The 25,804-nt window shown below is 73.2% G+C and carries 17 protein-coding genes, 1 rRNA gene and 1 pseudogene; 9 read left to right on the forward strand and 10 right to left on the reverse strand.

Going from position 1 to position 25,804, the window contains the following annotated elements:
• Positions 1–123 precede the first annotated feature (123 nt).
• Positions 124–1,647 (reverse strand): 16S ribosomal RNA (locus tag J2S46_RS08500).
• Between the two features lie 690 nt (positions 1,648–2,337).
• Here J2S46_RS08500 and J2S46_RS08505 point away from each other — a divergent pair.
• Together J2S46_RS08505 and ptsP are read left to right on the forward strand one after the other, a co-directional pair.
• Positions 2,338–2,787 carry a PTS sugar transporter subunit IIA gene (locus J2S46_RS08505; protein WP_190212544.1) on the forward strand — a complete coding sequence of 150 codons (450 nt, stop codon included), beginning with the start codon at positions 2,338–2,340 and terminating at the stop codon, positions 2,785–2,787.
• Between the two features lie 191 nt (positions 2,788–2,978).
• Positions 2,979–4,649 carry a phosphoenolpyruvate--protein phosphotransferase gene (gene ptsP / locus J2S46_RS08510; protein ID WP_191292340.1) on the forward strand — a complete coding sequence of 557 codons (1,671 nt, stop codon included), beginning with the start codon at positions 2,979–2,981 and terminating at the stop codon, positions 4,647–4,649.
• A gap of 135 nt (positions 4,650–4,784) precedes the next feature.
• On the opposite strand, the gene J2S46_RS08515 is transcribed toward ptsP, so the two are convergent.
• From J2S46_RS08515 to J2S46_RS08540, 5 genes are all read right to left on the reverse strand, one after another.
• The gene (locus J2S46_RS08515) at positions 4,785–6,803 is read right to left on the reverse strand and encodes an acetoacetate--CoA ligase (protein ID WP_191292341.1); all 2,019 of its coding nucleotides are present in this window, start codon (positions 6,801–6,803) and stop codon (positions 4,785–4,787) included.
• A gap of 122 nt (positions 6,804–6,925) precedes the next feature.
• The gene (locus tag J2S46_RS40810; RefSeq protein WP_370882174.1) at positions 6,926–8,956 is read right to left on the reverse strand and encodes an adenylosuccinate synthetase; all 2,031 of its coding nucleotides are present in this window, start codon (positions 8,954–8,956) and stop codon (positions 6,926–6,928) included.
• Between the two features lie 10 nt (positions 8,957–8,966).
• Entirely contained in the window at positions 8,967–9,959 is a 993-nt protein-coding gene (locus J2S46_RS08530) for a hypothetical protein (RefSeq protein ID WP_191292343.1), read from the reverse strand.
• 115 nt (positions 9,960–10,074) lie between these two features.
• Positions 10,075–11,178 carry a serine/threonine-protein kinase gene (locus tag J2S46_RS08535; RefSeq protein WP_191292345.1) on the reverse strand — a complete coding sequence of 368 codons (1,104 nt, stop codon included), beginning with the start codon at positions 11,176–11,178 and terminating at the stop codon, positions 10,075–10,077.
• On the reverse strand, positions 11,175–12,104 hold the full coding sequence (locus J2S46_RS08540) for an NUDIX hydrolase (RefSeq protein WP_191292347.1): 930 nt from the start codon (positions 12,102–12,104) through the stop codon (positions 11,175–11,177). The genes J2S46_RS08535 and J2S46_RS08540 overlap by 4 nt, the downstream gene beginning before the upstream one ends.
• Positions 12,105–12,360: 256 nt before the next feature.
• Between J2S46_RS08540 and mmuM the strand changes: the two genes are divergently transcribed.
• The 5 genes and pseudogenes from mmuM to J2S46_RS08565 all read left to right on the forward strand — a co-directional run bounded on the left by mmuM (position 12,361) and on the right by J2S46_RS08565 (position 19,342).
• Positions 12,361–13,416, forward strand: coding sequence for a homocysteine S-methyltransferase (gene mmuM / locus J2S46_RS08545; RefSeq protein WP_370882175.1), 1,056 nt, complete (start codon positions 12,361–12,363; stop codon positions 13,414–13,416).
• 305 nt (positions 13,417–13,721) lie between these two features.
• A complete protein-coding gene (locus J2S46_RS08550; RefSeq protein WP_073925277.1) occupies positions 13,722–14,486 on the forward strand; it encodes an IclR family transcriptional regulator in 765 nt (254 codons plus the stop codon).
• Between the two features lie 669 nt (positions 14,487–15,155).
• A complete protein-coding gene (locus J2S46_RS08555) occupies positions 15,156–15,875 on the forward strand; it encodes an MIP/aquaporin family protein (protein ID WP_191292351.1) in 720 nt (239 codons plus the stop codon).
• Positions 15,876–15,982: 107 nt separating this feature from the next.
• A pseudogene (gene glpK, locus J2S46_RS08560) lies at positions 15,983–17,517 on the forward strand (glycerol kinase GlpK).
• Positions 17,518–17,746: 229 nt separating this feature from the next.
• Positions 17,747–19,342: a glycerol-3-phosphate dehydrogenase/oxidase gene (locus tag J2S46_RS08565; RefSeq protein ID WP_191292355.1), complete on the forward strand. Its 1,596-nt coding sequence runs from the start codon at positions 17,747–17,749 to the stop codon at positions 19,340–19,342.
• Between the two features lie 258 nt (positions 19,343–19,600).
• On the opposite strand, the gene J2S46_RS08570 is transcribed toward J2S46_RS08565, so the two are convergent.
• The 3 genes from J2S46_RS08570 to J2S46_RS08580 form a co-directional block, all read right to left on the reverse strand.
• Complete coding sequence (locus J2S46_RS08570) at positions 19,601–20,914, reverse strand: MFS transporter (RefSeq protein ID WP_191292357.1); 1,314 nt, start codon at positions 20,912–20,914, stop codon at positions 19,601–19,603.
• Positions 20,915–21,141: 227 nt separating this feature from the next.
• A complete protein-coding gene (locus tag J2S46_RS08575) occupies positions 21,142–22,545 on the reverse strand; it encodes a GntP family permease (protein WP_370882176.1) in 1,404 nt (467 codons plus the stop codon).
• Positions 22,542–23,081 carry a gluconokinase gene (locus tag J2S46_RS08580; RefSeq protein WP_191292359.1) on the reverse strand — a complete coding sequence of 180 codons (540 nt, stop codon included), beginning with the start codon at positions 23,079–23,081 and terminating at the stop codon, positions 22,542–22,544. The genes J2S46_RS08575 and J2S46_RS08580 overlap by 4 nt, the downstream gene beginning before the upstream one ends.
• A 257-nt stretch (positions 23,082–23,338) precedes the next feature.
• On the opposite strand from J2S46_RS08580, the gene J2S46_RS08585 reads away from it, so the two are divergent.
• Positions 23,339–24,034: a FadR/GntR family transcriptional regulator gene (locus tag J2S46_RS08585; RefSeq protein WP_191292361.1), complete on the forward strand. Its 696-nt coding sequence runs from the start codon at positions 23,339–23,341 to the stop codon at positions 24,032–24,034.
• Positions 24,035–24,236: 202 nt separating this feature from the next.
• Positions 24,237–24,650 (forward strand): hypothetical protein, encoded by a 414-nt coding sequence (locus J2S46_RS08590; RefSeq protein ID WP_191292363.1) that lies wholly within the window; start codon positions 24,237–24,239, stop codon positions 24,648–24,650.
• Here J2S46_RS08590 and J2S46_RS08595 read toward each other — a convergent pair.
• Positions 24,626–25,717 carry an NADH:flavin oxidoreductase/NADH oxidase gene (locus tag J2S46_RS08595; RefSeq protein WP_191292365.1) on the reverse strand — a complete coding sequence of 364 codons (1,092 nt, stop codon included), beginning with the start codon at positions 25,715–25,717 and terminating at the stop codon, positions 24,626–24,628. The genes J2S46_RS08590 and J2S46_RS08595 overlap by 25 nt on opposite strands.
• Positions 25,718–25,804 lie beyond the last annotated feature (87 nt).

Below are 25,804 nucleotides of genomic sequence, written 5' to 3' on the forward strand. Positions count from 1 at the left end.
GCTTTCCACGCGCCGAAGCGCAGTACTTACGGTCGATGAGACCGAACCGTGCCGAATAGTCAACGTTCCACCCATGAGCAACCGTGCGAGACATTTGCTCGCATTCGGCCATGTGCTCCTTAGAAAGGAGGTGATCCAGCCGCACCTTCCGGTACGGCTACCTTGTTACGACTTCGTCCCAATCGCTGGTCCCACCTTCGACGGCTCCTCCCCTTACGGGTTAGGCCACCGGCTTCGGGTGTTACCGACTTTCGTGACGTGACGGGCGGTGTGTACAAGGCCCGGGAACGTATTCACCGCAGCATGCTGATCTGCGATTACTAGCAACTCCAACTTCATGGGGTCGAGTTGCAGACCCCAATCCGAACTGAGGCCGGCTTTTTGGGATTCGCTCCGCCTCGCGGCATCGCAGCCCTTTGTACCGACCATTGTAGCACGTGTGCAGCCCAAGACATAAGGGGCATGATGATTTGACGTCGTCCCCACCTTCCTCCGAGTTGACCCCGGCAGTCTCCTGTGAGTCCCCATCACCCCGAAAGGCATGCTGGCAACACAGAACAAGGGTTGCGCTCGTTGCGGGACTTAACCCAACATCTCACGACACGAGCTGACGACAACCATGCACCACCTGTATACCGACCACAAGGGGGCGACCATCTCTGGCCGTTTCCGGTATATGTCAAGCCTTGGTAAGGTTCTTCGCGTTGCGTCGAATTAAGCCACATGCTCCGCTGCTTGTGCGGGCCCCCGTCAATTCCTTTGAGTTTTAGCCTTGCGGCCGTACTCCCCAGGCGGGGAACTTAATGCGTTAGCTGCGGCACCGACGACGTGGAATGTCGCCAACACCTAGTTCCCAACGTTTACGGCGTGGACTACCAGGGTATCTAATCCTGTTCGCTCCCCACGCTTTCGCTCCTCAGCGTCAGTAATGGCCCAGAGATCCGCCTTCGCCACCGGTGTTCCTCCTGATATCTGCGCATTTCACCGCTACACCAGGAATTCCGATCTCCCCTACCACACTCTAGCCTGCCCGTATCGAATGCAGACCCGGGGTTAAGCCCCGGGCTTTCACATCCGACGCGACAGGCCGCCTACGAGCTCTTTACGCCCAATAATTCCGGACAACGCTCGCACCCTACGTATTACCGCGGCTGCTGGCACGTAGTTAGCCGGTGCTTCTTCTGCAGGTACCGTCACTTGCGCTTCTTCCCTGCTGAAAGAGGTTTACAACCCGAAGGCCGTCATCCCTCACGCGGCGTCGCTGCATCAGGCTTTCGCCCATTGTGCAATATTCCCCACTGCTGCCTCCCGTAGGAGTCTGGGCCGTGTCTCAGTCCCAGTGTGGCCGGTCGCCCTCTCAGGCCGGCTACCCGTCGTCGCCTTGGTAGGCCATTACCCCACCAACAAGCTGATAGGCCGCGGGCTCATCCTGCACCGCCGGAGCTTTACACCAACCCCCATGCGGAGGAAGGTCATATCCGGTATTAGACCCCGTTTCCAGGGCTTGTCCCAGAGTGCAGGGCAGATTGCCCACGTGTTACTCACCCGTTCGCCACTGATCCACCCCGAAGGGCTTCACCGTTCGACTTGCATGTGTTAAGCACGCCGCCAGCGTTCGTCCTGAGCCAGGATCAAACTCTCCGTGAATGTCTGCTCGTAATCGAGCGGCCACTCGCGTTGAGCGGCACGGCAACCACCGGAATAGGGCGGCCCCGCGCACTGCGTCCTCGCTAGTGTTTTGTTACTAAAGGAATCTCCAACCCCGATCAAAAGATCGAGGCCGGGGATGTCAACATATCTGGCGTTGACTTTTGGCACGCTGTTGAGTTCTCAAGGAACGGACACTTCCTTCGAGCCACTCTCGTGAACTCTCCGGGCGCTTCGTTCGTGTTTTCAGCTTAGCAGACCGTTTACTCGGTTTTAACCGGAGCGTTTCGCGTCTGAAACCTGAAGTTCACCATCACCTCGCGGCGACCTGAGCAACGATAGCCCTTCGTGCGGCCAGCACCTAATCGAGCTGCACCGGGTGTCACCCGAGTGGCTCAGCCCGGAGGCCCTCGGCCCTGCTCAGAGCGATGGTCTGCGCTCACTCGAATGCCGTAGAGTGCGGCGCGTCGAGCAAGAGGACTAGACCACTTGCGGCCGCGGAGCCCGTCTCCCACCGCCCTCCTGGCCTCACCCTCCGTGGTGATGACCGCAGGGCGACCGGGATCCAGGGTCCGCCGATCGCGCGCTGGTATGTCATGAGATGTCCGAAGTTGACATGATTTAGGCTTCAGTCGATGTCCTGCCGCTGCCGCGGCCGCACGCTGTACTGCGCATTTGGGAGGCTCCACCATGACCACTGTGACGTCGCCGCTCGCCGGCCGCGCCGTCGGGCTCGCCGCCGTGCCCGACCCTGTCTTCTCCGGCGCCATGGTCGGTCCCGGCACCGCCATCGACCCGGTGCGTGAGCCGACCGAGGCGGTCGCTCCGGTGGACGGCCTCGTCGTCTCCATGCACCCGCACGCCTTCGTCGTGATGGACGCCGACGGACACGGTGTGCTGACCCACCTCGGGATCGACACCGTCCAGCTGAACGGCGAGGGCTTCGAGCTGCTGGTGAGCAAGGGCGACCAGGTGCGGCGCGGACAGCCGGTCATCAAGTGGAACCCGGCCGCCGTCGAGGCGGCCGGCAAGTCGCCGATCTCGCCGATCGTCGCGCTGGAGGCCTCGGCCGACGCGCTGAGCACGGTGGCCGAGAGCGGCGAGGTCGCCACGGGTGGCGACCTCTTCGTCTGGAACTGAGCACGGCCGCGGCCGAGCACGACACGGGCAGCGCTCCTCCGTCCCCTCCCACCGGAGTGGGACGGAGCAGCGCTGCCGGGCGTCCGGGGGACCGGACGCCGAACTGACTCATGAGGGACACGCCCTGCCCGGCGGTGAAGGACCGGCCGAGCGCAGCGGTCCGTACTGGACCGGGTGAAAGGAATTTGGACATGGAACAGACCCTGCGCGGCGTGGGTGTCAGCCACGGAGTCGCCATCGGCCAGGTGCGGCACATGGGGACGGCCGTCCTCGAACCTCCCGCGACCCAGATCCCGACCGAGGACGCTCCCCGTGAGCAGGCCCGCGCGCAGGCCGCCGTCGACGCGGTTGCCGCGGACCTGATCGCCCGCGGCAACCTGGCGGGCGGTGAGGCGCAGGCCGTTCTGGAGGCGCAGGCCCTGATGGCCCAGGACCCGGAGCTGATGGCCGACGTCCGGCGCAGGATCACCGTGGGCAGCAGCGCCGAGCGCGGTGTCTACGACGCGTTCGCCGCGTACCGGGCCCTGCTGGCCGCCGCGGGTGAGTACCTGGCCGGGCGGGTGGCGGACCTCGACGACGTGCGGAACCGGATCGTGGCGCGGCTGCTCGGCGTGCCGATGCCCGGTGTTCCGGACAGCGACGAGCCGTACGTGCTGTTCGCGCGGGACCTCGCGCCGGCCGACACGGCGCTGCTCGACCCGACCCTGGTGCTCGGCTTCGTGACCGAGGAGGGCGGGCCGACCAGCCACAGCGCGATCCTGGCGCGCGCGATGGGGGTGCCGGCCGTGGTGGCGCTGCCCGGGGCGACCGACCTCGCCGAGGGCGTCGTGGTGGCCGTCGACGGCAGCACCGGTGACGTGCTGGTGGAGCCGTCGCAGGAGAAGCAGGACCAGCTGCGGCGGGTGGCCGCCGAGCGCAAGGCCGCGCTGTCCGCCTCCTCCGGGCCCGGGCAGACCTCGGACGGGCACCGGGTGCCGCTGCTGGCGAACGTGGGCGGTCCGGCGGACCTGCCGGCGGCGCTGGAGAACGGCGCCGAGGGCGTGGGCCTGTTCCGGACCGAGTTCCTCTTCCTCGACGACTCGGCGAAGGCGCCGACCGAGGAGAAGCAGATCGAGGCGTACCGGAAGGTGCTGGAGGCCTTCCCGGAGGGCCGGGTCGTCGTCCGGGCGCTGGACGCGGGCGCCGACAAGCCGCTGGACTTCCTGACGCCGGCCGACGAGCCGAACCCCGCGCTGGGCGTGCGGGGTCTGCGGACGCTGCTGGAGAACCCCGAGGTCATGCAGACCCAGCTGCGGGCGCTCGCCAAGGCGGCCGAGGGTCTGCCCGTCCACCTGGAGGTGATGGCCCCGATGGTGGCCGACCGGGTGGACGCCAAGGCCTTCGCCGACGCGTGCCGTGAGGCGGGCCTGCAGGCGAAGTTCGGCGCGATGGTGGAGATCCCCTCGGCCGCCCTGCGGGCGCGCTCGATCCTGCACGAGGTGGAGTTCCTGTCGCTGGGGACGAACGACCTCGCGCAGTACACCTTCGCGGCGGACCGGCAGGTCGGCGCGCTGGCACGGCTGCAGGACCCGTGGCAGCCGGCCCTGCTGGACCTGATCGCGTTCTCCGCCGATGCGGCGAAGGCCGCCGGCAAGAGCTGCGGGGTCTGCGGTGAGGCGGCCGCCGACCCGATGCTCGCCTGTGTGCTCACCGGGCTGGGCGTGACCAGCCTGTCGATGGGCGCGGCGTCGATCCCCTACGTGCGGACGGCGCTCGCCAAGTACACGCTGGCGCAGTGCCGCCGGGCCGCCGCGGCGGCCAGGGCGACCGACACCGCCGAGGAGGCGCGGGCCGCCGCGCACCAGGTGCTGTCCGGCGAGTAGCCCGGACGCGGGACAGCAGGCAAGGGGCGCCGCCACCGGAGAACGGTGGCGGCGCCCCTTCCTTGCCTGCACCCCTTGTTACCTGGCTATCACCTGCGCGGACCATGTGCGCGGATGGCCCGCGCGGCCGGGCGTTCAGGCGCGGCGGGCTTGGCCGAGCTGCTCGAAGAAGCGCAGGTGGTCCAGGTTGTCGACCGAGCCGGGGTTGACGGCCCGCTCCAAGGGGGTGCCGGAGAGCAGGCGCTTCACCGGGACCTCGATCCGCTTGCCGGTCAGGGTGTGCGGCAGGCCGGTCACGGCGATGACCTCGTCCGGCACATGGCGCGGGGAGAGCTGTTCGCGCAGCGAGGTGCGGATCCGGCCGCGCAGGTCGTCGTCCAGGGCGGCGCCCGGTGCGAGGACCACGAAGAGCGGCATCCAGTAGCCGCCGTCCGGCTCCTCCAGGCCGATGACCAGCGACTCGGCGATCTCCGGGAGGCGCTCGACCACCTCGTAGATGTCTGAGGAGCCCATCCGGACCCCCTGGCGGTTGAGCGTGGAGTCCGACCGGCCGTGGATGACCACGGTGCCGCGCGCGGTGACGGTGATCCAGTCCCCGTGGCGCCAGATGCCCGGGAACATGTCGAAGTAGCTGTCCCGGTAGCGCTCGCCGTCCGGGTCGTTCCAGAACCCGGTGGGCATGGACGGCAGCGGCTCGGTGACGACCAGCTCGCCGACGGCGTCGGTCAGCGGGCGGCCCTGGACGTCCCAGGACTCGACGGCCGCGCCCAGGCAGGGCGCCTGGATCTCGCCGAGGTGGACCGGGAGGGTGGGGACGCCGCCGACGAAGCAGCTGCAGACGTCGGTGCCGCCGCTGACCGAGGCGAGCCAGACGTCCTCCTTCACCTCCTCGTAGATCCAGCGGAAGCCGTCCGGCGGGAGCGGCGAACCGGTGGTGCCGATGCAGCGGACGGCGGACAGGTCGAGGTCGCGGCCCGGGTGCAGCTCGGCCTTGCGGCCGGCCATCACGTACGCGGCGGAGGTGCCGAGAACGGTGGCCCGGGTGCGGGCGGCGACGGACCAGAAGGCGCCGGTGTCGGGGTGGCCGGGGCTGCCGTCGTAGGTGATCACGGTGGATCCGACCAGGAGGCCGGCGACGAGGAAGTTCCACATCATCCAGCCGGTGGAGGTGTACCAGAGGAAGCGGTCCTCGGGCCCGAGGTCGAGGTGCAGGGCCGCCTGCTTGAGGTGCTCGACCAGGATGCCGCCCTGGCTCTGGACGATGGCCTTCGGCAGGCCCGTGGTGCCGGAGGAGTACAGCACCCAGAGCGGGTGGTCGAACGGGACCTGCTCGAAGACCGGCTCGACGTCCGCGGCGACCAGGTCGTCCCAGTGCAGGGCGCCCTCGGGGGCCGGGCCGCCGAGCAGCGGGACGTGCACGACCGCGCGCAGCGTGGGGAGCTCCCGGCGAAGCTCGGCGACGACGTCCGTCCGGTCGTGGTCCTTGCCGCCGTAGTGGTAGCCGTCGACGGCGAACAGGACGGCCGGCTCGATCTGCTGGAGGCGGTCCAGAACGCTGCGGGCGCCGAAGTCGGGTGCGCAGGACGTCCAGACGGCGCCGACCGAGGCGGTGGCGAGGAGGGCCACCACGGCCTGCGGGATGTTGGGCAGGTAGGCGCCGACCCGGTCGCCCGGGCCGACGCCCCGGGCGCGCAGCGCCGCGGCGAGCGAGCCGACCTGGCGGCGCAGCTCCGACCAGGTGAGGGTGAGCGGCCGGTCGGCGGTCTCGTCCAGGTGGAGGACCGCGGGCTTGTCGGCGTTGGCCTGGTCCTCGCCGTAGCGCAGGGCGTGCTCGGCGTAGTTGAGGCGGGCGCCGGGGAACCAGCGGGCGCCGGGCATCGCGCGGTCGGCGAGGACGGCCTCGGGCGCGGTGGAGAAGCGGACGTCGAACCACTGGGTGACGGCCGTCCAGAAGCGGTCGAGGTCCGCGGTGGACCAGGCGTGCAGGTCCGCGTAGCGGGTGGCCGCCTGCTCGTCGTCGGTGCAGGGGGCGAGCGGTGCGGCGGGGGCGCCGTGGTGCTCGGCGGCCCAGTTCTGGAAAGCGACGATCTTGGTGGCGGCGGCGCTTGCGGGGTTGGGCCGCCAGAGCGGCTGGTCCTGGGGTGGGGTGCTCACGGTGGTGGTCTCCCGGCCGAAGGATGGGGACGGGAGTGCTGGTGGCAGGGCCCGTCCGGGTGGCACTGACGGTGCAGACCCTGCCACGTGATCGTCGCCGGCGCCAGGGCCGGACCGGCGGGTCAGAGGTGGGCGTACTCCCCGGTGAACCAGGAGTTCGAGACCCGGGTGTGGAAGGGGAAGGCGAGCTGGGTGCCGGCGGTGGCGAGCTCCCAGCCTTCGGTCTCGTCGGTGGGGACGGAGGGCGGGAGGTCCGCGAGATCGCGGGCCGGCAGCAGTCCGAAGAGGCAGAGGAACCCGCCGGAGGCGTCGGAGTCGGTGGACACCAGGATGATGTCCGAGGCCTCGGCCTCGATGCCGGTCTCCTCGCGCAGCTCGCGGACGCAGGCCTGCTGCCAGCTCTCCCCGTAGTCGATGTAGCCGCCGGGGAAGGCGAGCCGGCCGTAGCCGGGCTCGATGGTGCGGCGGATCACGACCAGCTGCCGGTCGCCGTCCGGGAGGTTGACGGGGAGCAGGGTGACCACCACGGGCAGCGGGTTGCGGTAGCTGATCTCGGCGCAGCCCGGGCAGGTCCGGGGCCAGGCCACCGTGCCGGGCGGGTAGGCGCTCCCGCACCAGTGGCAGTGGGAGTGGGGCCCGAACGTCGCCTTGGCCGCGGCTTCGTGAGTGGTCATGGAGTGGATGGTAGCGGCCGGGGTGGGCAGGGCCCGGAGGAGTTTGTGATCCGCCGTGGGGCCGTAGGACTCCATCAGGACGGGCGTCCGAAGGGTGTGGGCGATGGCCTCGGCCCAGGAGTCGGGGTCGGGCCCCGGGTCGGTGAGCGGGCCGGGGCGGGCGCGGAACAGGGCGGCGGTGAGCTGCGCCTGGGCGGTGAGGTCGCCGGGCCGGCCGGTGGTGAGGTCGGTCAGGCGGGCGCCGTCGAGCTGGTAGGACTCGGACAGGCGCAGGCCCGGGTGGCGGGCCGGGGCGTCGAGGTGGGTGAGGGCGAGGGCGTCCGCGCCGCCGGCCGCGGCCAGCGCGTAGCGGTGGGCCACGGCGTCGAAGTGGCCGAGGCGGAAGGCGCCCTGCCAGCTCCCGGTGGTGTTGTGCGGCTCGGGGACGTCGAGGGCGGTGTCCTCGGTGGGGAGCGGGCCGGGGCCGTGCCGGGTGGTGTAGCTGCGCAGGACGCCCAGGCGCAGGGCCGCGCCGGGGGCGCCGGACTCCGCCAGCAGGGCCTCGGCGTTGGCGAAGGTGGTGGTGGACCAGGTGGTGTAGGGGTGGAAGCCGTGCCGTTCGTCGAGCAGCACGCCCTGGGCGCCCTCGAAGACGACCGGGCCGGTGCGCAGCAGTCGGGTGAGGTGGCTCTCGTCGGTCTGCCGTACGCGGTCGGCGAAGGCCTGGAAGGCGGGCAGGCAGTCGGCGGGCGGCGGGGCGGGCAGGTCCGTGGGGACGAGGCCGAGCTCGGCGGCGAGGCGTTCACGCAGAAGGGTGAGTTTGGCGAGCAGCCGGGCCGGGGTGGTGCAGTCGGCGGCCGTCGGGGCGTCCGCGGGGTGCAGCAGGGCGTACCGGGCGGTCTCGCCGATGCCGAGGCCGCAGGAGCCGTGCCGGGCCTCGCCGCGGCGTTGCTCGCGGAGCCGGTTGGCGGCCGCGTGGTACGGGGTGGTGAGCAGGGCCCGGCGGTCGACGGTGAGCAGGGCGAGCGGGTCGGCGACGCCGAGGTGCGCGAGGTGGCCGGCCTCGGCGGCCAGGGCGAGCGGGTCGACCAGCATGAAGCGGGAGAGGTGGGTGGGAACGCCGGCCAGGGTGCCGGAGCCGAACTGGGCGAAGGTGTGGTGACGGCCGTCCCTCGTGACCACGTTGTGGGCGGCCTGGGCACCGCCGTTGTGGCGGACGACGGCGTGCACCGGCCGGCCGCCGGGGCCCAGGGGGCCCCGGCAGAGCCGGTCGACGACGGTGCCCTTGCCGGCGTCCCCGAAGCCGAGGTCGCAGACGATCACGTGATCGGCCTGACGCTCGGCGAGGTGCTCGGCGGCCGGGCCCGTGGACGGCCCGGCGGGCGCGCCGCCCATGGGCCGCTGTCCGCCGGGCGGGCGGCGCCCGTCGAGGTGCTGGGGCCCCTCGGCGCGGTGGGGCCCGCCGGGGCCGAGGTGGGCTGCCGAGGGGTGGTGGGTCATCCGGGCGCCGTCAGAGCCGGCTGGTGCCGGTGGCGGCGCGGTCGCCCGCGTCGAGCAGCGGCGTCCCGGGGACGGCGGCCTCGGTGCTGCGCCGGGCGAGCGCGCCGAGGGCCCGTCCGACGCTGGCGGCGGAGGCCGAGCCGATGTCGGCGAGGTCGTCCAGGCCCTCCTCCAGGTCGATGGCCTCCTCGCCGAGGCCGACGGTGAGCGCGATGGTCTCGCAGACGGCGCCGAGGTCGTCCAGCTCGATGACGTTCTGGCCGAGCAGCTTGCGCCAGGTGCCCAGCACGTCGGCGCTGCCGGCGTGGGCGGTGCCGGCCGGGAGGATGAAGTAGACGTCGTAGAGGCGGCGCAGCTCGGCCAGCACGGCGGTGATCGGGATGTCCTCGGTGATCTCGTCGCCCAGCACCTCCCGTACCTCGCGGGCCTTGACCTTGCCGTAGGGCTTCTCGTCGCCGATCAGGAAGAGGTAGCCCCGACGGCCGCGGCGCTCCACGCTGTCGAGTGCGGTGTGCCGGGCCATGGCGTACATGGCGAGCTCGTACGACTCGGTCATCTGCCCGCCGCCACCGCCCTCCAGCAGGATGTTGCCGAGGTCGTCGTCCATCCGGTTGTCGGACTCGAACTGGCCGAGCTGCAGCGGGACCCGGTCGCAGGTGGCGTCGCCGACGGCCCCGAACAGGATCTGCGGGTGCTCGGTGTACCCCTTGCGCAGCAGCAGGCCGAAGAGCTCGGGGAGCTTGGTCTGCAGGACCCGCGGGACGGACTGCATGGAGCCCGTGACGTCGAAGAGGACGGCGATGGGGAGCGAGGCGGGGTGCTCGGCGGAGTCCCGGCTCTCGCGGACGGTCAGGCCCTTGGGGGCGAGCGAGGGGTGGGCCTGCCAGGTGTCGCGGGCGCCCCTGGTGGCGCGGTCGCTGTAGTCGAAGGCTCCGGCGCCGGTGGCGGCGCGGTAGTGCGCGGCGGCGTCGTAGACGTTGGTGGACCAGCTTCCACTGCCCATGGCGGTGCTCCTCGGATCGCGGTGTGGCGGACGGTCGTGCGGCGGGTGGCGGGGCGTAGGGGCGGGTGACGTCGGGGCGGATGTCCGGACGCCGGCGGGTCTCCCCGGGGACGGGCTACGCGGGTGCGGGCGGGGTCGGGGGCAGATGGAACGGCCGGAAGGTGCGGGGGCCGTACAGCCGCTCCAGTACTTCGTCCAGCTCGGCCAGCAGCCGCCAGGCGTCGTGCGGGCGGCGGGCCTCGGCCGGCAGGGTGCAGCCGGCGATGAAGGCGCGCAGCGCCTTGGGCGCCCGCTCCCCCATCAGCTGCTCGACGCAGCGGCTCGCGAGGTGGATGTCGGTGGCCTCGGTGACCGGCCGACGGGCCGGCACCTCGGGCGGGTACCAGGCACGGTGACGCTCGACCAGGGCCGGGGCCGGGGCGTGCTCGCCGGTGCTCGCGTAGCACCAGTCGACCAGCACCAGCCCGTGCTGCGCCGGGTGGACCAGCACGTGCTCGGGCAGCACCGCGCCGTGGCGCACGCCCGCCCGGTGGGCGTAGCCGAGGGCGACCAGCAGCCGGCGCCAGATCCAGGCGGCGTCGCGCGGGTCGAGCCCCTCGGGGTAGGCGTGGCGGACGTCGGTCAGCGGGTGGAATCCGTCCAGTCGGACGAGGGCGTTGACCCGGCGGGGCTCGGCGCCCGGGTCGGCCTCGTCGTGGTGGCGGAAGCTCTCCAGCAGGGTGGGTGCGTAGGCGTGGTGGCGGCCGTCCCCGTGGGTGGTGAGCCGGGTGAGGGCGGTGGCCTCGCGCTCCAGCAGGTCGTTGTCGGCGGCCGCCCGGGGGATCTTGAGCACGGCGTCCAGGGCGGGACCCCGGTAGGCGGGCCGGGGCTCGCAGCGGGCGGCCCGCAGGACGGTGATGTCCCCGGTGGCCACGGTGGGGCCCAGCCGGTACAGGTGGCGGGTGGTGGTCAGGACGGGCTCGGCGGTGGGCGACCCGCCGCCCTGGTGCAGTTGCCAGAGCAGGGCGAGGGCGGCGAAGGCCGAGCCCGCCTCGTCGCGGTGGGCGGCGGGCGCGGTGTCCGGGTGGAGCAGCCGGGCCAGGCGGCGGTAGCGGCGGGCCGCGGCCGTCTGCTCGGCGGGGAAGACGTCCTCCGGGCCGCGGGCCGCACCGACGGCGGCGAGCGCCTCGGCGAAGGTCCGCGGGCCGGCCGGCGGACGGGCCGCGCGCGGGCCGCTCACCGGATCTCGTCCTCGTGGGCGGGGCGGAGCAGGGCGGGGTGCAGCAGGGCGGCGTCCCCCGAGCGGTAGTTGCGCGCCCGCGGTCCGCCCCGGCTGCCGCCGCGCTCGGCGGTGGTGCCCGTGCTCTCGACGAAGCCGGGGACGGACAGCACCTTGCGGTGGAAGTTGCCGGGGTGGAGCTTCTCGTCCCAGACCGCCTCGTAGACGGCGCGCAGCTCTGGGATGGTGAAGTCGTGCCGGAGGAAGGCCGTCGCCAGCGGGCTGTACTCGATCTTGGCGCGGGCGCGGTCCAGGCCGTCGGCGAGGATCGTGGCGTGGTCGAAGGCCAGGGCCGTCCTGGGGCGGTCCGGCTCCGGCGGCGCGGTGCCGTCGGAGCCGGGCCCGACCGTGACGCCGGCGTGCCCGTCGAATCCACCCCCGTGGGTTTCGGCGGGCGCGCCGGCCGGCTGGTGACCGGCCGCCGGCCGGAGGTCGAGCGAGGAAACCGGGTGCCAGGCGGCGGCTGCCGCGTCGGTACCGGCCCGCGGGTCGGGCAGGTCCGGGGCGAAGGCGAGGTACGCGACCGAGACGACGTGCATCCTCGGGTCACGCTCCGGGGCCCCGTAGCTGCCGAGCTGCTCCAGGTGCACCCGGGAGAGGGCGGCCTCGGCGTCGGCCGTGCCCAGCAGACCGGTCTCCTCCGCCAGCTCGCGGGCGGCGGCCTCGGCGAGCCCCTCCTGCCCGGCACGCAGGAATCCGCCCGGCAGGGCCCAGCACCCCTGGTACGGCGGGGCGGCGCGCTCGACCAGCAGAACGTGCAGGCTGCCCTGCCGCAGGGTGAGCGCGACCACGTCCACCGTGACCGCGACCGGGGTGTAGGCGTGCGGGTCGTAGGAGGCCAGCCACTCCTGCTCGGCCGCCTGGTCGTACGGCTGGTTCTCGGGCATGGCCGGCTCCTCTCCTCCGGACCGGCCGCTCGGCCCGTCCGCCCCCTCCACCCCGAGTCATTCTCGGACTGAGAACAACGTAGCGCACGGCGCCGACAGCGGCCAGCGAATTTCGCCGGCCCTCTGCGGCGGGCCGCGAGGGACGCCCCCGGCCGGGCGGCGGGCGCGCGACACTGGGCCTCGAAGGCACCGGCCCCCGGCGCCGGCCACCCCCGCCCGCCGGCAGCCGGCAGCCGTCAGCCCGAGGAGGCGCCCCGTGCCCGCCATCGACCCCACCGGCCGCCGCTCCGGCTTCGCCGAGGCACTGGCGGCCGGTCCGCTGGTGCTCGACGGCGGGATGTCCAACCAGCTGGCCGCGGCCGGGCACGACCTGTCGGACGCGCTCTGGTCGGCCCGGCTGCTCGCGGACGACCCGGAGGCGGTCGTCCGGGCCCATCAGGCGTACTTCGCGGCCGGGGCGAGCGTCGCGATCACCGCCGGGTACCAGGCGAGCTTCGAGGGGTTCGCCCGGCGCGGCATCGACCGGGCCGGGACGGAGCGGCTGCTGCGGCTGAGCGTGGAGCTGGCGCGCGAGGCGGCGCGGCGGGCCGGGACGGACCGGCGGCGCTGGGTGGCCGCCTCGGTGGGCCCGTACGGGGCGGTCCTGGCGGACGGCTCGGAGTACCGGGGCCGGTACGGGCTGAGCGTGGCCGAACTGGAGGCCTTCCACCGGCCCCGCCTGGAGGTGCTGGCCGGGGCCGGGCCGGACGTGCTGGCGCTGGAGACCGTCCCGGACACCGACGAGGCGGTGGCGCTGCTGCGGGCGGTGCGGGGGCTCGGCCTGCCGGCCTGGCTCTCGTACAGCGTCGAGGGCGGCCGGACCAGGGCCGGGCAGCCGCTCACGGACGCCTTCGCGCTGGCGGCCGACGCCGAGGAGGTGGTCGCGGTGGGCGTGAACTGCTGCTCGCCGGCGGACGCCGACGCGGCGGTCGCCCTGGCCGCACGGGTGAGCGACAAGCCCGTCGTGGTCTACCCGAACAGCGGCGAGCACTGGGACCCGGCCGCCCGAGACTGGCGCGGGGAGCCCACCTTCGGGCGGCCCCGGACGGCCGGCGAGGACGCGCTCGCCGCCGGGGAGAGGGCGGGTGACCGGGGGCGGGTCGCCGGGTGGCTGGCGGACGGCGCGCGGCTGGTCGGCGGCTGCTGCCGGGTCGGCCCGCACGAGATCGCCGACCTGGCGGCGGCGGTGGCCCGCCTCACGGGGGCGGCCGGCGCCGGACCGGCCGCGGGACGGACCTCGGGACCGCCCGCCCGACCGAGCGCGACCGGGTAGCGGGCGGGCAGCGGGCGGACCCCGCCGCGACGCCGACCCGCCCGGCCGTACCGAGCGGGGGCAGAGGGACGAGCCGACCCCGACGCGGACCGTGCCGAGGATCACGGCCGACCCCGGCAAGGGACGGGATCCGGCCGCCGAAAGCCGCGCCGGGCCGGACCGACGCCCGGCGCGGACGGCGCCGGCGGCACTCCGCGGCGGGCGTCGGGTGCCGAGGAAGGTGCACATCACGGCTCCGGCCTGGCAGACTCTTGCCGTTACCACTGCGGTCGACAATGTCGACCGCCTGTCCGTGGAGGTACTGAATGCCCGGCCCGATCCAGTCGCTCTCCCGGGCCGCCGCGATCATGCGCCTGCTGGCCGGCGGCGAGCGCCGCCTGGGACTCTCGGAGGTCGCGACGGCCCTGGACCTCGCCAAGGGCACCGCGCACGGCATCCTGCGCACCCTGCAGCAGGAGGGCTTCGTCGAGCAGGACCCGGAGAGCGGGAAGTACCAACTGGGCGCCGAACTGCTGCGCCTGGGCCAGAGCTACCTGGACGTCCACGAACTGCGGGCACGCGCCCTGGTCTGGGCCGACGACCTGGCCCGGGCGGCCGGCGAGACGGTCTACCTCGGCGTCCTGCACCAGCGGGGCGTCCTGATCGTGCATCACGTCTTCCGTCCGGACGACACCCGCCAGGTGCTGGAGGTCGGCTCGATGCAACCGCTGCACAGCACCGCGCTGGGCAAGGTGCTGCTGGCCTACGACCCGGTGGCGCGCGGCGAGCTGGGCGAGGAGCCACTGGAGTCCTACACCTCACGCACCCTCACCGGCCTGGCCGACATCGACACCGAGGCGGCACTGACCCGTGAGCGCGGCTGGGCGGACGCGGTCGAGGAGACCTGGGAGGGCGTGGCCTCGATCGGCGCGCTGATCCAGGACCGGCGGCGCAACCCGGTCGGCGCGGTCTGCATCAGCGGCCCGGTGGAGCGGGTCTGCGAGGACGGCTTCGTCCGGCCCTCGCTGGTGGCCTCGGTGCGCAGCGCCGCGCGGGCGATCTCGCGGGACCTCGGCGCCGGGCGGTTCTGAGCCGGGGCGCCGGAGGCCGGACGGCCGCACTCGCACCCGCACCCGCACCCGCACCGGACGCCCGCTTCGCAGCCCCGAGGGCCCGGCCCCGGCCACCGCCCGGGCCGGGCCCTCGGCCCGGCATGCGCCCCACCCCCGGCCCCCGTGGGCCCCCTTTACGACCTCCCGCCGCGACCGGCCCGGGACGGGGGCCGCCGGACCCGGAGCGCCCCCCGACCGGCCCCGGCCGCCGCGCCGGCCGCCCGGCCCGGCAGCGCGGGGTCCGGCCCCGACGGCGGCGTCCGGCCACGCCGGCCGGACGCGCCGGCCGGACGCGCCGCGTTCCCGGCTCTCCCGGCTCCCCTCGACACACTCCCGTCACACGGGCGGGCTCAGACCGGCCCGTACCCTGGCGTTTTGTCAGGTTTTTGGGCCATTTGAGTGTTAGCTTCGCCGAAGGTTCCTGATCACCGAGAGTCCTGGGTCACAGGTGTGTCACCTGGCCTTGACGCGAACCCGAACAGGGAGGGAAGCTTCCGCATGACGGTCGACATTGTCGAACGGTGGCCGTAGCCAAACGGTCACCATCGTCAGGGCCGCGACCTCGGGACGGGGAAGCGGCCGCACACGGTGACCCACCACCGTGCCCCTCCCCCACCTGCTCCGGGCCTTACGGACAAAGGAGTCTTTGTGTCCGCGTTCTCCAACGGCGACATCTTCGTCGGCGAAACCCTCGGCACCGCCGCCCTGATACTCCTCGGCGGTGGCGTCTGCGCCGCCGTCACGCTCAAGAAGTCGAAGGCCCTCAACGCCGGCTGGCTCGCGATCACCTTCGGCTGGGGCTTCGCGGTGATGATCGCCGCTTACATGTCCGCCCCGAAGTCCGGCGCGCACCTGAACCCGGCCGTCACCCTCGCCATCGCGGTCGACACCGGCGACTGGAGCAAGGTCCCGGTCTACCTCGGCTCCCAGCTGCTCGGCGCGATGATCGGCGCCGTACTGGTCTGGGCCACCTACCTCGGCCAGTTCCAGGCCAACGAGGAGCCGACCCTGGGCATCTTCTCAACCGGTCCCGAGATCCGGAACCCGATCCAGAACCTGCTCACCGAGATCATCGGCACCATGGTGCTCTGCCTGGCGATCCTCACCCAGGGCCTCACCAAGGGCCTCGGCCTGTCCGGCACCGGCATCCTGATCGTCGCCTTCACCGTGGTCGGCATCGGCCTCTCGCTCGGCGGCCCGACCGGCTACGCCATCAACCCGGTCCGCGACCTCGGCCCGCGCATCGTGCACTCGCTGCTGCCGATCCCGAACAAGGGCGGCTCCGACTGGGGCTACGCCTGGATTCCGGTCGCCGGTCCCGCCATCGGCGGTCTGCTGGCCGGCGTGCTCTTCAACGTCGCGTTCTGATCGACCCACCTGGTTTGCCTGCCGCATCCCCCCGGGGACTGAGACAGCGTCAGGCAAACCGGTAGTCCCGACCCCCAATCCCCCTCCTCAGAGCCGAGGCCCCAGACATGACCACAGCTCCCGACTCCACGACCGGCAGCTACATCGCCGCGATCGACCAGGGCACCACCTCCAGCCGGTGCATCATCTTCGGCGCCGACGGCCGCATCGTCGCCGTCGACCAGCAGGAGCACCGGCAGATCTTCCCCCAGCCGGGCTGGGTCGAGCACGACGCCGCCGAGATCTGGACCCGCGTCCAGTCCGTGGTCCGCGGCGCTCTGGAGAAGGCCGGCCTGACCAAGGACGACATCCGCGCGATCGGTATCACCAACCAGCGCGAGACCACCGTCCTCTGGGACAGGAACACCGGCGAGCCCGTCCACAACGCGCTGGTCTGGCAGGACACCCGCACCGAGGCGCTCTGCCGCGAGCTGGGCCGCAACGTCGGCCAGGACCGCTTCCGCCGCGAGACCGGCCTCCCGCTGGCCAGCTACTTCGCCGGCCCGAAGATCCGCTGGCTGCTGGACAACGTCGAGGGCCTGCGCGAGCGCGCCGAGGCCGGCGACATCCTGTTCGGCACCATGGACACCTGGGTGATCTGGAACCTCACCGGCGGCGTCGACGGCGGCCACCACATCACCGACGTCACCAACGCCTCGCGCACCATGCTGATGAACCTCGCCACCCTGGAGTGGGACGAGAAGATCGCCGAGTCGATGGGCGTGCCGCTCACCGTCCTGCCGGAGATCCGCTCCTCCGCCGAGGTCTACGGCACCGCCGTCGGCGACCGGAGGGCGTGCCGGTCGCCTCCGCGCTCGGCGACCAGCAGGCGGCCCTGTTCGGCCAGACCTGCTTCGACGAGGGCGAGGCCAAGAGCACCTACGGCACCGGCACCTTCCTGCTGCTGAACACCGGCGAGAAGATCGTCAACTCCTACCACGGCCTGCTGACCACCGTCGGGTACCGGATCGGCGACCAGGCCCCGGTCTACGCCCTGGAAGGCTCGATCGCCGTCACCGGCTCGCTGGTGCAATGGCTGCGCGACCAGCTCGGGATCATCTCGACGGCTGCCGAGATCGAGACCCTCGCCAACACCGTCGAGGACAACGGCGGCGCCTACTTCGTGCCGGCCTTCTCCGGCCTGTTCGCCCCGTACTGGCGCTCCGACGCCCGCGGTGTGATCGCCGGCCTCACCCGGTACGTCACCAAGGGCCACCTGGCCCGCGCCGTCCTGGAGGCCACCGCCTGGCAGACCCGCGAGGTCGTCGACGCCATGCAGAAGGACTCCGGAGTCGAGCTGACGGCCCTCAAGGTCGACGGCGGGATGACCTCCAACAACCTGCTCATGCAGAACATCGCCGACGTCCTGGACGCCCCGGTCGAGCGCCCGTACGTGGCCGAGACCACCGCGCTGGGCGCCGCCTACGCGGCCGGCCTCGCGGTCGGCTTCTGGCCCGACCTGGACACCCTGCGGGCCAACTGGCACCGCGCCGCCGAGTGGACCCCCCGGATGGACGAGGCGACCCGGGACCGCGAGTACAAGAAGTGGCTCAAGGCCGTCGAGCGCACCATGGGCTGGGTGGAGGAGGACGAACAGAGCTGACCGCAGGCCGGTCGGGGCCGCACCGGCCCCGACCGGCACCTCGCTTTCCCCGGGCCACTCCCGGCCCCGCACCAGCGGGCCGCGACCGGCCCACGGCACCATCGGGCCACGACCGGCCCTGCTGTTCCCGGGCCACGACCAGGGCCCGCCCGGCCTCCCCCGCGGGGCCGGACCGCACACCGAGAGGAGAAACGGCGCGCCGCCCGCACCGGACGCCGTAAACAACACCATGGCAACCATCCCGACCCTGGGTGCCGAGCGCACCGCCGGCCACACCGCCTCCCGCGCCGAGACCCGCGAGCTGCTGGGCAAGGCGACCTACGACCTGCTGGTGATCGGGGGCGGCATCCTCGGCACCGCCGTGGCGTGGACCGCCTCCCAGGCGGGCCTCAAGGTCGCCATGGTCGACGCCGGCGACTTCGCCGGCGCCACCTCCAGCGCCTCCTCCAAGCTGGTCCACGGCGGCCTGCGCTACCTGCAGACCGGCGCGGTCAAGCTCGTCGCCGAGAACCACAAGGAGCGCCGGGTCCTCGCCACCGACGTGGCCCCGCACCTGGTCAACCCGCTGACCTTCTTCGTCCCCGTGTACAAGGGCGGCCCGCACGGCGCCACCAAGCTCGGCGCCGGCGTCTTCCTGTACTCCGCGCTGTCCGCCTTCCGTGACGGCATGGGCCGGGTCTCCACCGCCGCGCACGCCGCCCAGCAGGTGCCCGCGCTGCGCACCGAGGGCCTGCGCTCGGTCGCCGTCTACGGCGACCACCAGATGAACGACTCGCGGGTCGCCGTGATGACCGTCCGCGCGGCCGTCGACGCCGGCGCCGTGGTGCTCAACCACGCCGAGGTCACCGGCCTGCGCTTCACCGGCAGCCGGGTCACCGGCGCCGAGCTGAAGGACCGGCTGGACGGCACCGAGTTCGGTGTCAGCGCCCGCCTGGTGCTCAACGCCACCGGCCCCTGGGTCGACCACCTGCGCAAGATGGAGGACGCGGGCGCCGCGCCCAGCATCCGGCTCTCCAAGGGCGCGCACGTGGTGGTCAAGCGCCGCTCCCCGTGGCGCGCCGCGCTCACCATCCCGATCGACAAGTACCGCGTCTCCTTCGCCATCCCGTGGGAGGACCACGTCCTGCTCGGCACCACCGACGAGGAGTACACCGGTGACCCGCAGGACGTCCGCGCCACCGAGGCCGACATCGACCAGATCATGGGCGAGGCCGGTCACGCGATCCGCGACGAGCACCTCGACCGCGACCTGATCACCTACGCCTTCGCCGGCCTGCGGGTGCTCCCCGGCGGCCCCGGCGACACCTCCGCCGCCAAGCGCGAGACCGTGGTGACCGAGGGCCGGGGCGGCATGCTCTCGGTGGCCGGCGGCAAGTGGACCACCTACCGGCACATCGGCCGGACCGTGCTGGAGAAGCTCGCCCACGTCCCCGGCACCACCCTCGGCGAGGACATGTCGCCGATCGCCAACACCGTGCCGCTGCCGGGTGTCGGCGCCCCGAACGCGGTGGCGCACCGCCTGCTGATCGACCGCGAGCCCGGCTCCCGGATGGAGCCGCTGGTGGCCAAGCACCTGGCCAGCCACTACGGCACGCTCTCCTTCGACATCGCCCGCATGATCGACGAGAACCCCGAGCTGGGCCGGCCGATCCACCCGGACGGCCCGGACGTCTGGGCCCAGGTCGCGTACGCCGCCGACAACGAGTGGGCGTACACCACGGACGACGTGCTGCGCCGCCGCACCACGATGACCGTGCGCGGGCTGGCCACGCCGGAGATCGAGCAGGAGGTCGAGGCCTTCCTGGCGAAGCGCGGCGAGAAGTAGCGGCGCGGCCGCGCCGGCGGCTCGGCGAGGAGCCGCGGCGAGAAACCGGCGGCGGCAGGTACGGCGCCGTACAGGGCGGGCACCCCGGGGAAGGGGGTGCCCGCCCTTCGCGCTCCGGCCCACCCCGTGCCGGAGCCGGCCCGAAAGGCGCGACGCGGCCCGCCACGGCGCGCGGCCGGGGCCCTGGCACTCTCGCGGCCGGCCGGCGCGCCGCGGGGGCCCGACCGGCTGCCCGCCGGTCGCCCGCCCGCCGCCCCGTCAGGCCGGCACGTCATGGCCTCGATCGTGGACCGCGCCGTCGGCGAGGGCGGGCAGGTGGGCGGCGGGTGGGGCCCCGGAATCGTCGGCAACCGGGCGGTCCGCCGGGAGCTGCCGGACGGACGGGAGGCAGAGCAGCGCGAGGGCCGCGGGGACGCCGAGCACCGTCATCGCGTACAGGGTGGGCCGGAGCCCGAGGGCGGCGGAGACCGGGCCGGCCAGGACGAGGCCGAGCGGCATCAGACCCGCCGACAGCAGGTGGTCGTAGGAGCTGACCCGGGAGAGGGAGTCCTCCGGGACGTGCGTCTGCAGCGAGGTCTCCCAGAGGACGAAGAAGAGGGACACGCCCACGCCGGTGACCGCTTCGAGAGCGGCGATCAGGAGGACCGGGCCGCCGGAGCCGATGATCAGCGCCTGGCAGGAGGCCACCGCCAGGGCGGCGGCCGCCAGCGCCATCGGGCGGGCCGGTTTCAGGCGGTACGCGCAGACGTCGCCCACGACGGCGCCCAGGCCGAACGCCGCCGTCACCAGGGACCAGCTCGCGGCGCCGCCCCACTCGTGGTCGGCGATGACCGGCCCGAGGACGAACACCGAGGGCAGGACCACCACGTGGTAGACCGCCATCGCCGCCATCCCGGACCAGACCCAGGTCCGCGACCGCACCTGCGCCCAGCCGGCCCGCAGTTCGCCGAGGAAGGTACCGCCCGCGCCGCCGGGAGCCGCCTTCTCCCGCGGCCGCAGCCGCAGCAGGAAGGCCGCACTGGCCGCGAAGGTCAGGGCGTCGAAGGCCAGCGCGCCGCCCGGGCCGGCCAGCGCCACCAGGACGCCCGCCACGGCCGGCCCCACCACCAGGCCCGCGGACTGCACCAGTCCGCGCAGCGCGTTGGCCTCGCGCAGCCGCTCGGGCGCCACCACCAGCGGGAGCAGCCCGGTGGAGGCCGGCATGAAGAAGGCGTCCGCCGTGCCGAACAGCAGCATCAGCAGAGCCAGTTCCGGCACCCCGGCGGCACCGGCCAGCAGCAGCACGGCTGCCGTGCCCTGCACGGCGAACCGCGCCAGGTCGGAGGCGAGCATGATCCGGTGGCGGTGGAAGCGGTCCGCCCACACCCCGCCGACCAGGGTGAAGAGCAGCATGGGGACGAGCGCCGCGGCCGCCACCAGGCCGACGTCGGAGGCGGATCCGCCGACGGCCAGCACCGCGAAGGGCACGGCGACGAAGGACACCCGGTCCCCCAGCACGGACAGCGACTGCCCGGCGAACAGGCGGGCGAACTGCGGTTCCTCGCGCAGGACGGCGGGGAGCAGGGCCTTCATGGTGAACCGATCGGCAGCGGGGACTGGAGCAGCCCGATGCTAGGGATCCCGCCGCCCGCTGTCGCCCGAGTTTCCCGGACCGGAGCCGGCCGGGCCTCCCCCGGAGCGTCCCCGGGGCGTCGCGAGGGTGCCGCTCGGGCGGGAACGGCGGAGGGCGGTACCCGGGCCCCGGGTACCGCCTCCTCGCGCCGTACGCCCGGCGGCCGGCGCCGGGATCACCCGGATGGCTAGATCACCAGGCTGAGCGGCATGATCAGCGCGATCGCGACGACCGAGATCACGGTCTCCATCACCGACCAGGACTTCAGCGTCTGGCCGACGCTCATCCCGAAGTACTCCTTGACCAGCCAGAAGCCGGCGTCGTTGACGTGCGAGAAGAACAGCGAACCGGCGCCGATCGCCAGTACCAGCAGCGAGGCGTGGCTGGTCGACATCTCGGCCGCCAGCGGGGCGACGATGCCGGCGGCCGTGATGGTGGCGACGGTCGCCGAGCCGGTGGCCAGCCGGATCAGGACGGCGATCAGCCAGCCCAGCAGCAGGGCCGAGATGTGCCACTTGCTCGACCACTCGCTGACGGCGTTGCCGACCCCGACGTCGATCAGGGTCTGCTTGAAGCCGCCGCCGGCGCCGACGATGAAGACGATGCCGGCGATCGGGCCGAGCGACTTCTCGACGGTGGACGAGATCCGGGCCTTGGTGAAGCCGGCCGCCCGGCCGAGCGTCAGCATGCCGAGCAGGACGGCGGCGAGCAGGGCGATCAGCGGCGAGCCGATGAAGTCGAAGATCCGCTGGGGCATCGCCTTGGGGTCGTCGATCACCACGTCGACCAGGGCCTTGCCGAGCATCAGGATGACCGGGAGCAGGATCGTCACCAGGACGGCCCCGAAGCTCGGGGTGTGCTCCCGCTTCTCGCTCTCCTCGGTCGCGGACGGGGCGATCGCCTCGGGGACGCTGAGCGGGCCGACCCAGCGCTCGGCGACCCGGGCGAACAGCGGTCCGGCGACGATCAGGGTGGGGACGGCGATCAGCAGGCCGAGGGCCAGCGTGACGCCGAGGTCCGCCTTCAGCGCGTCGACGGCCACCAGCGGGCCGGGGTGCGGCGGCACCAGGCCGTGCAGCACCGACAGGCCGGCGAGCGCCGGGATGCCCACCCGCATCAGCGGCAGGTTGCCGCGACGGGCCACCAGCAGCACGATCGGGATCAGCAGCACCACGCCGACCTCGAAGAACAGCGGCAGGCCGAGCACGGCCGCGATCAGGGCCATCGCCCACGGCAGGGCCCTGCGGCCGGTGCGGGCGAGGACGGTGTCGGCGATGATGTTCGCCCCGCCGGAGTCCGCCAGCAGCTTGCCGAGCATCGCGCCGAGGCCGATCAGCAGGCCGACGCCGGCGACGGTCGCGCCGAAGCCGGTGGAGAAGCTGGTCAGCAGCTTGTCGAAGGGGGCGCCGGCCACCACCGCGAGCAGGCCGGAGCCGATCGTGAGGGCCAGGAAGGGGTGCAGCTTCAGCTTGGTGATCAGCAGCACGACGGCGCCGATGCTGAGCAGCACCGCCAGCAGCAGCCGGCCGTCGCTGCTGGTGTGCGGGAGCGCCGTCGGCGCGGCCGCGAGGAGGGTGGGGGACAGGCTCACGCGAGGTCTCCATTGACGGGCCGCAGGAGCTCCACGGCCATCTCGACGAGTTCTTCGGGGGCAGGACCGACGTCCAGGACGGCGCCGCGCTCGTCGTCCTGGAGGGGCTCCAGGGCGGCGTACTGGGATCCGAGCAGGGACGCCGGCATGAAGTGACCGGTGCGGTGGGCGAGCCGGTCCTCGACCAGCTCGTGACCACCGCTGAGGTGCAGGAAGTAGGCACCCGGGCAGCTCGCGCGCAGGATGTCGCGGTAGTGCCGCTTCAACGCCGAACAGGTCACCACTCCCCCGGTGCCGGCCTCGGCGCGTTCGCCGAGCCAGCCGCCCAGGGCCCGGAGCCACGGGGCCCGGTCCTGGTCGTCCAGGGGGGTGCCGGCCGACATCTTGGCGATGTTGGCGGGCGGGTGGAAGTCGTCCGCCTCGGCGTACGGCAGCGCGAGGCGTTCGGCCAGCAGGCGGGCGACGGTGGTCTTGCCGACGCCCGAGACGCCCATCACCACGACGGTGGGGGGCTGGTTCTCGACGCTGAGAGCCATGGGTGGTGCTCCTTCTCTGCCAGGCCACTGATGCCTGTGGGCGGGGCCAGGGCCTGCGGTCGCTGGCAACTATCTCCCCAAAGGTATGACCTATTCAAGGGGAGGAAACCAAATCGTCATACTTTTATGCCCCACCGTGCGCAGGGCGGCCTCGGCCGGGCATCGACCCGCCCACCCGCACCCGGCCGCGGCCGGATCGGTGCCCGGCGAGCGGGGCGGTACGGAGCCGGGCCGGGGGTGGCGACTAGGCTGGCCCGATGGACATCCAGGGCCTGCCCGGCCGACTCCTCGCCGATCTGGGACCGGCCATCGCCTCCGGTGAGATCCCCGAGGGCGCCGTCCTGCGGGGCGAGGAACTGGAGGAGCGGTTCGGGGTGTCCCGGACGGTGGTCCGCGAGGCGATCCGGATCCTGGAGTCGATGCGGATGGTGGAGTCGCGCCGGCGGGTGGGGATCACGGTGCAGCCCAAGTCGGACTGGGACGTCTTCGACCCGCTGGTGATCCGCTGGCGGCTGGCCGGCACGGACCGCCCGGCGCAACTGCGCTCGCTCGGCTCGCTGCGGGTGGCGGTGGAGCCCGCGGCGGCGGCCCTGGCGGCCGCCCACGCCACCGACGACGACTGCCGCGCGCTCAGCGCGCTCGCCGTCGAACTGACCGTCACCGCGCGGGCCGCGGACCTGGAGACGTTCCTGCGGCACGACATCGCGTTCCACGCGACCGTCCTGAAGGCCTCCGGCAACGAGATGTTCGCGCACCTGGGCGACACCGTCGGCGCGGTGCTGACCGGGCGGACGGAGTACCATCTGATGCCGCATCAGCCCGAGTCGTACGCGATCAGGCTGCACCGCGAGGTGGCGGAGGCGATCTGCGCCGGGGATCCGGAGCGCGCGGAGCGGGCGATGCGGACGATCGTGACCGGGGCGCTGGAGGAGCTGGACAAGCAGCTGACCTGAGCCGCCCGGGCGGACGCGGCGGCCCGGCCCGGTACGCCCGGGCCCCGCGGCAGGAGCCGGGGCACATCAGGGGCAGATCGTCCGATTCCCCGACAGACCAGGGGAATCGGACGCATACTTCCGGTCGACCGGGGCAGGGTGGTGCGTACGGGCGCAGGGTGCGCCCGCGCACGCCGCCCTGTTCCGAGCCCGGGGGTCGCCGATGTCCGCCAAGCGCCGCCGACTGCCCGACGAGGTGCGCTCCGCCGCCGTCCGGGCCGTGATCTGTCTCGCCTGCACCCTCGTCGGCCTGATCGTGGCGGTGCTGGCCTCCTACGCGCACAGCGGGGCGCTGACGCCGGCCCTGACGGCGATGGGGCTGGGGGTGTTCGGCACCGCCTGGTGCCTGCTGGAGATCCTGATCTCCCGTCAGATCGCCGCGCAGCGGGCCCGCGGGCCGCATTCCGCCTCGCCGATGGCGGGCGGGCGCGGGCCCGCGGCGCTGCCCCCGGCGCAGCCCCAGGCCCGCACGCCCCCGGTGCGCGGACACCCCGGCGCGTACCCGTACCCGCAGGCCGGGCCGTCCGGCGGCGTGCCCGGGCCGGGCGGCCGTCAGCCCCGGCTGCCCACCGCGTAGCCGTACTGCACGGGCCAGCGGCGTTCGGCGCCCAGCGCACGGGCGGCCTGCTGCGCCCAGTAGGGGTTGCGGAGCAGCTCGCGGCCCAGCAGGACGGCGTCCGCCTGGCCCTCCGCGACGATCCGCTCGGCCTGCTCGGGCTCCGTGATCAGGCCGACCGCGGCGGTGGGCAGACCGGTGGCCGCGCGGACCTGCTCGGCGAACGGCACCTGGAACCCGGGGGCGACCGGGATGACGGCGTCCTTCGCGGTGCCGCCGGTGGAGACGTCGATCAGGTCGACGCCGACGTCCTTGAGCTGCTTGGCCAGCAGCACGGTGTCCTCGGGCGTCCAGCTCTCCTGGCCGTCCAGCCAGTCGGTGGCCGAGACCCGGAAGAGCAGCGGCAGGCCCTCGGGCCAGACCGCGCGGACGGCGGTGGCCACCTCCAGCGCGAAGCGGGTGCGGTTGGCGAAGGAGCCGCCGTACTCGTCGGTCCGGTGGTTGGCGACCGGGGAGAGGAAGGCGTGGATCAGGTAGCCGTGGGCGCCGTGGATCTCGACCGCCTTGAAGCCCGCCGCCAGCGCGCGCTCGGCGGCCGCCACGAAGGCGCGCACGATGCCCCGGATCTCTTCGACGGTGAGCTCCAGCGGCTGCGGGTTGGAGCCGAAGGGGACGGTGGACGGGCCGCTCGGCCGCCAGCCGTTCTCCTCCGCCGGGACGGGTGCGCCGCCGAGCCAGGGCCGGTCGGTGGAGGCCTTGCGGCCGGCGTGGCCGAGCTGGATCGCCGGGACGGCGCCGAACTGCTCGATCTGGGCGGCGATCCGGGCCAGGCTCTCCTGCTGGCGCTCGTTCCACAGGCCCAGGTCGTAGGGGGAGATCCGCCCCTCGGGGCTGATCGCCGTCGCCTCGACCATCACCAGGCCGGCGCCGCCGGCGGCACGGGAGGCGAGGTGGGTCAGGTGGAAGTCGGTCGCCACGCCGGCCTCCGGGCCGGTCGGCTGCGCCGAGTAGGTGCACATCGGCGCCATCCAGACCCGGTTGGGCACGGTGAGCGAACGCAGGGTGATCGGCTCGAACAGGGCGGACACGGGCGACTCCTTCGACGAAACGGCCGGCCTCGGGGCACCGGACATCGTTGTACGAGATTCACCGTACTACGAGAAACTTCGAACTCC

The organism is Kitasatospora herbaricolor, assembly GCF_030813695.1.
Taxonomy (GTDB): Bacteria; Actinomycetota; Actinomycetes; order Streptomycetales; family Streptomycetaceae; genus Kitasatospora; species Kitasatospora herbaricolor.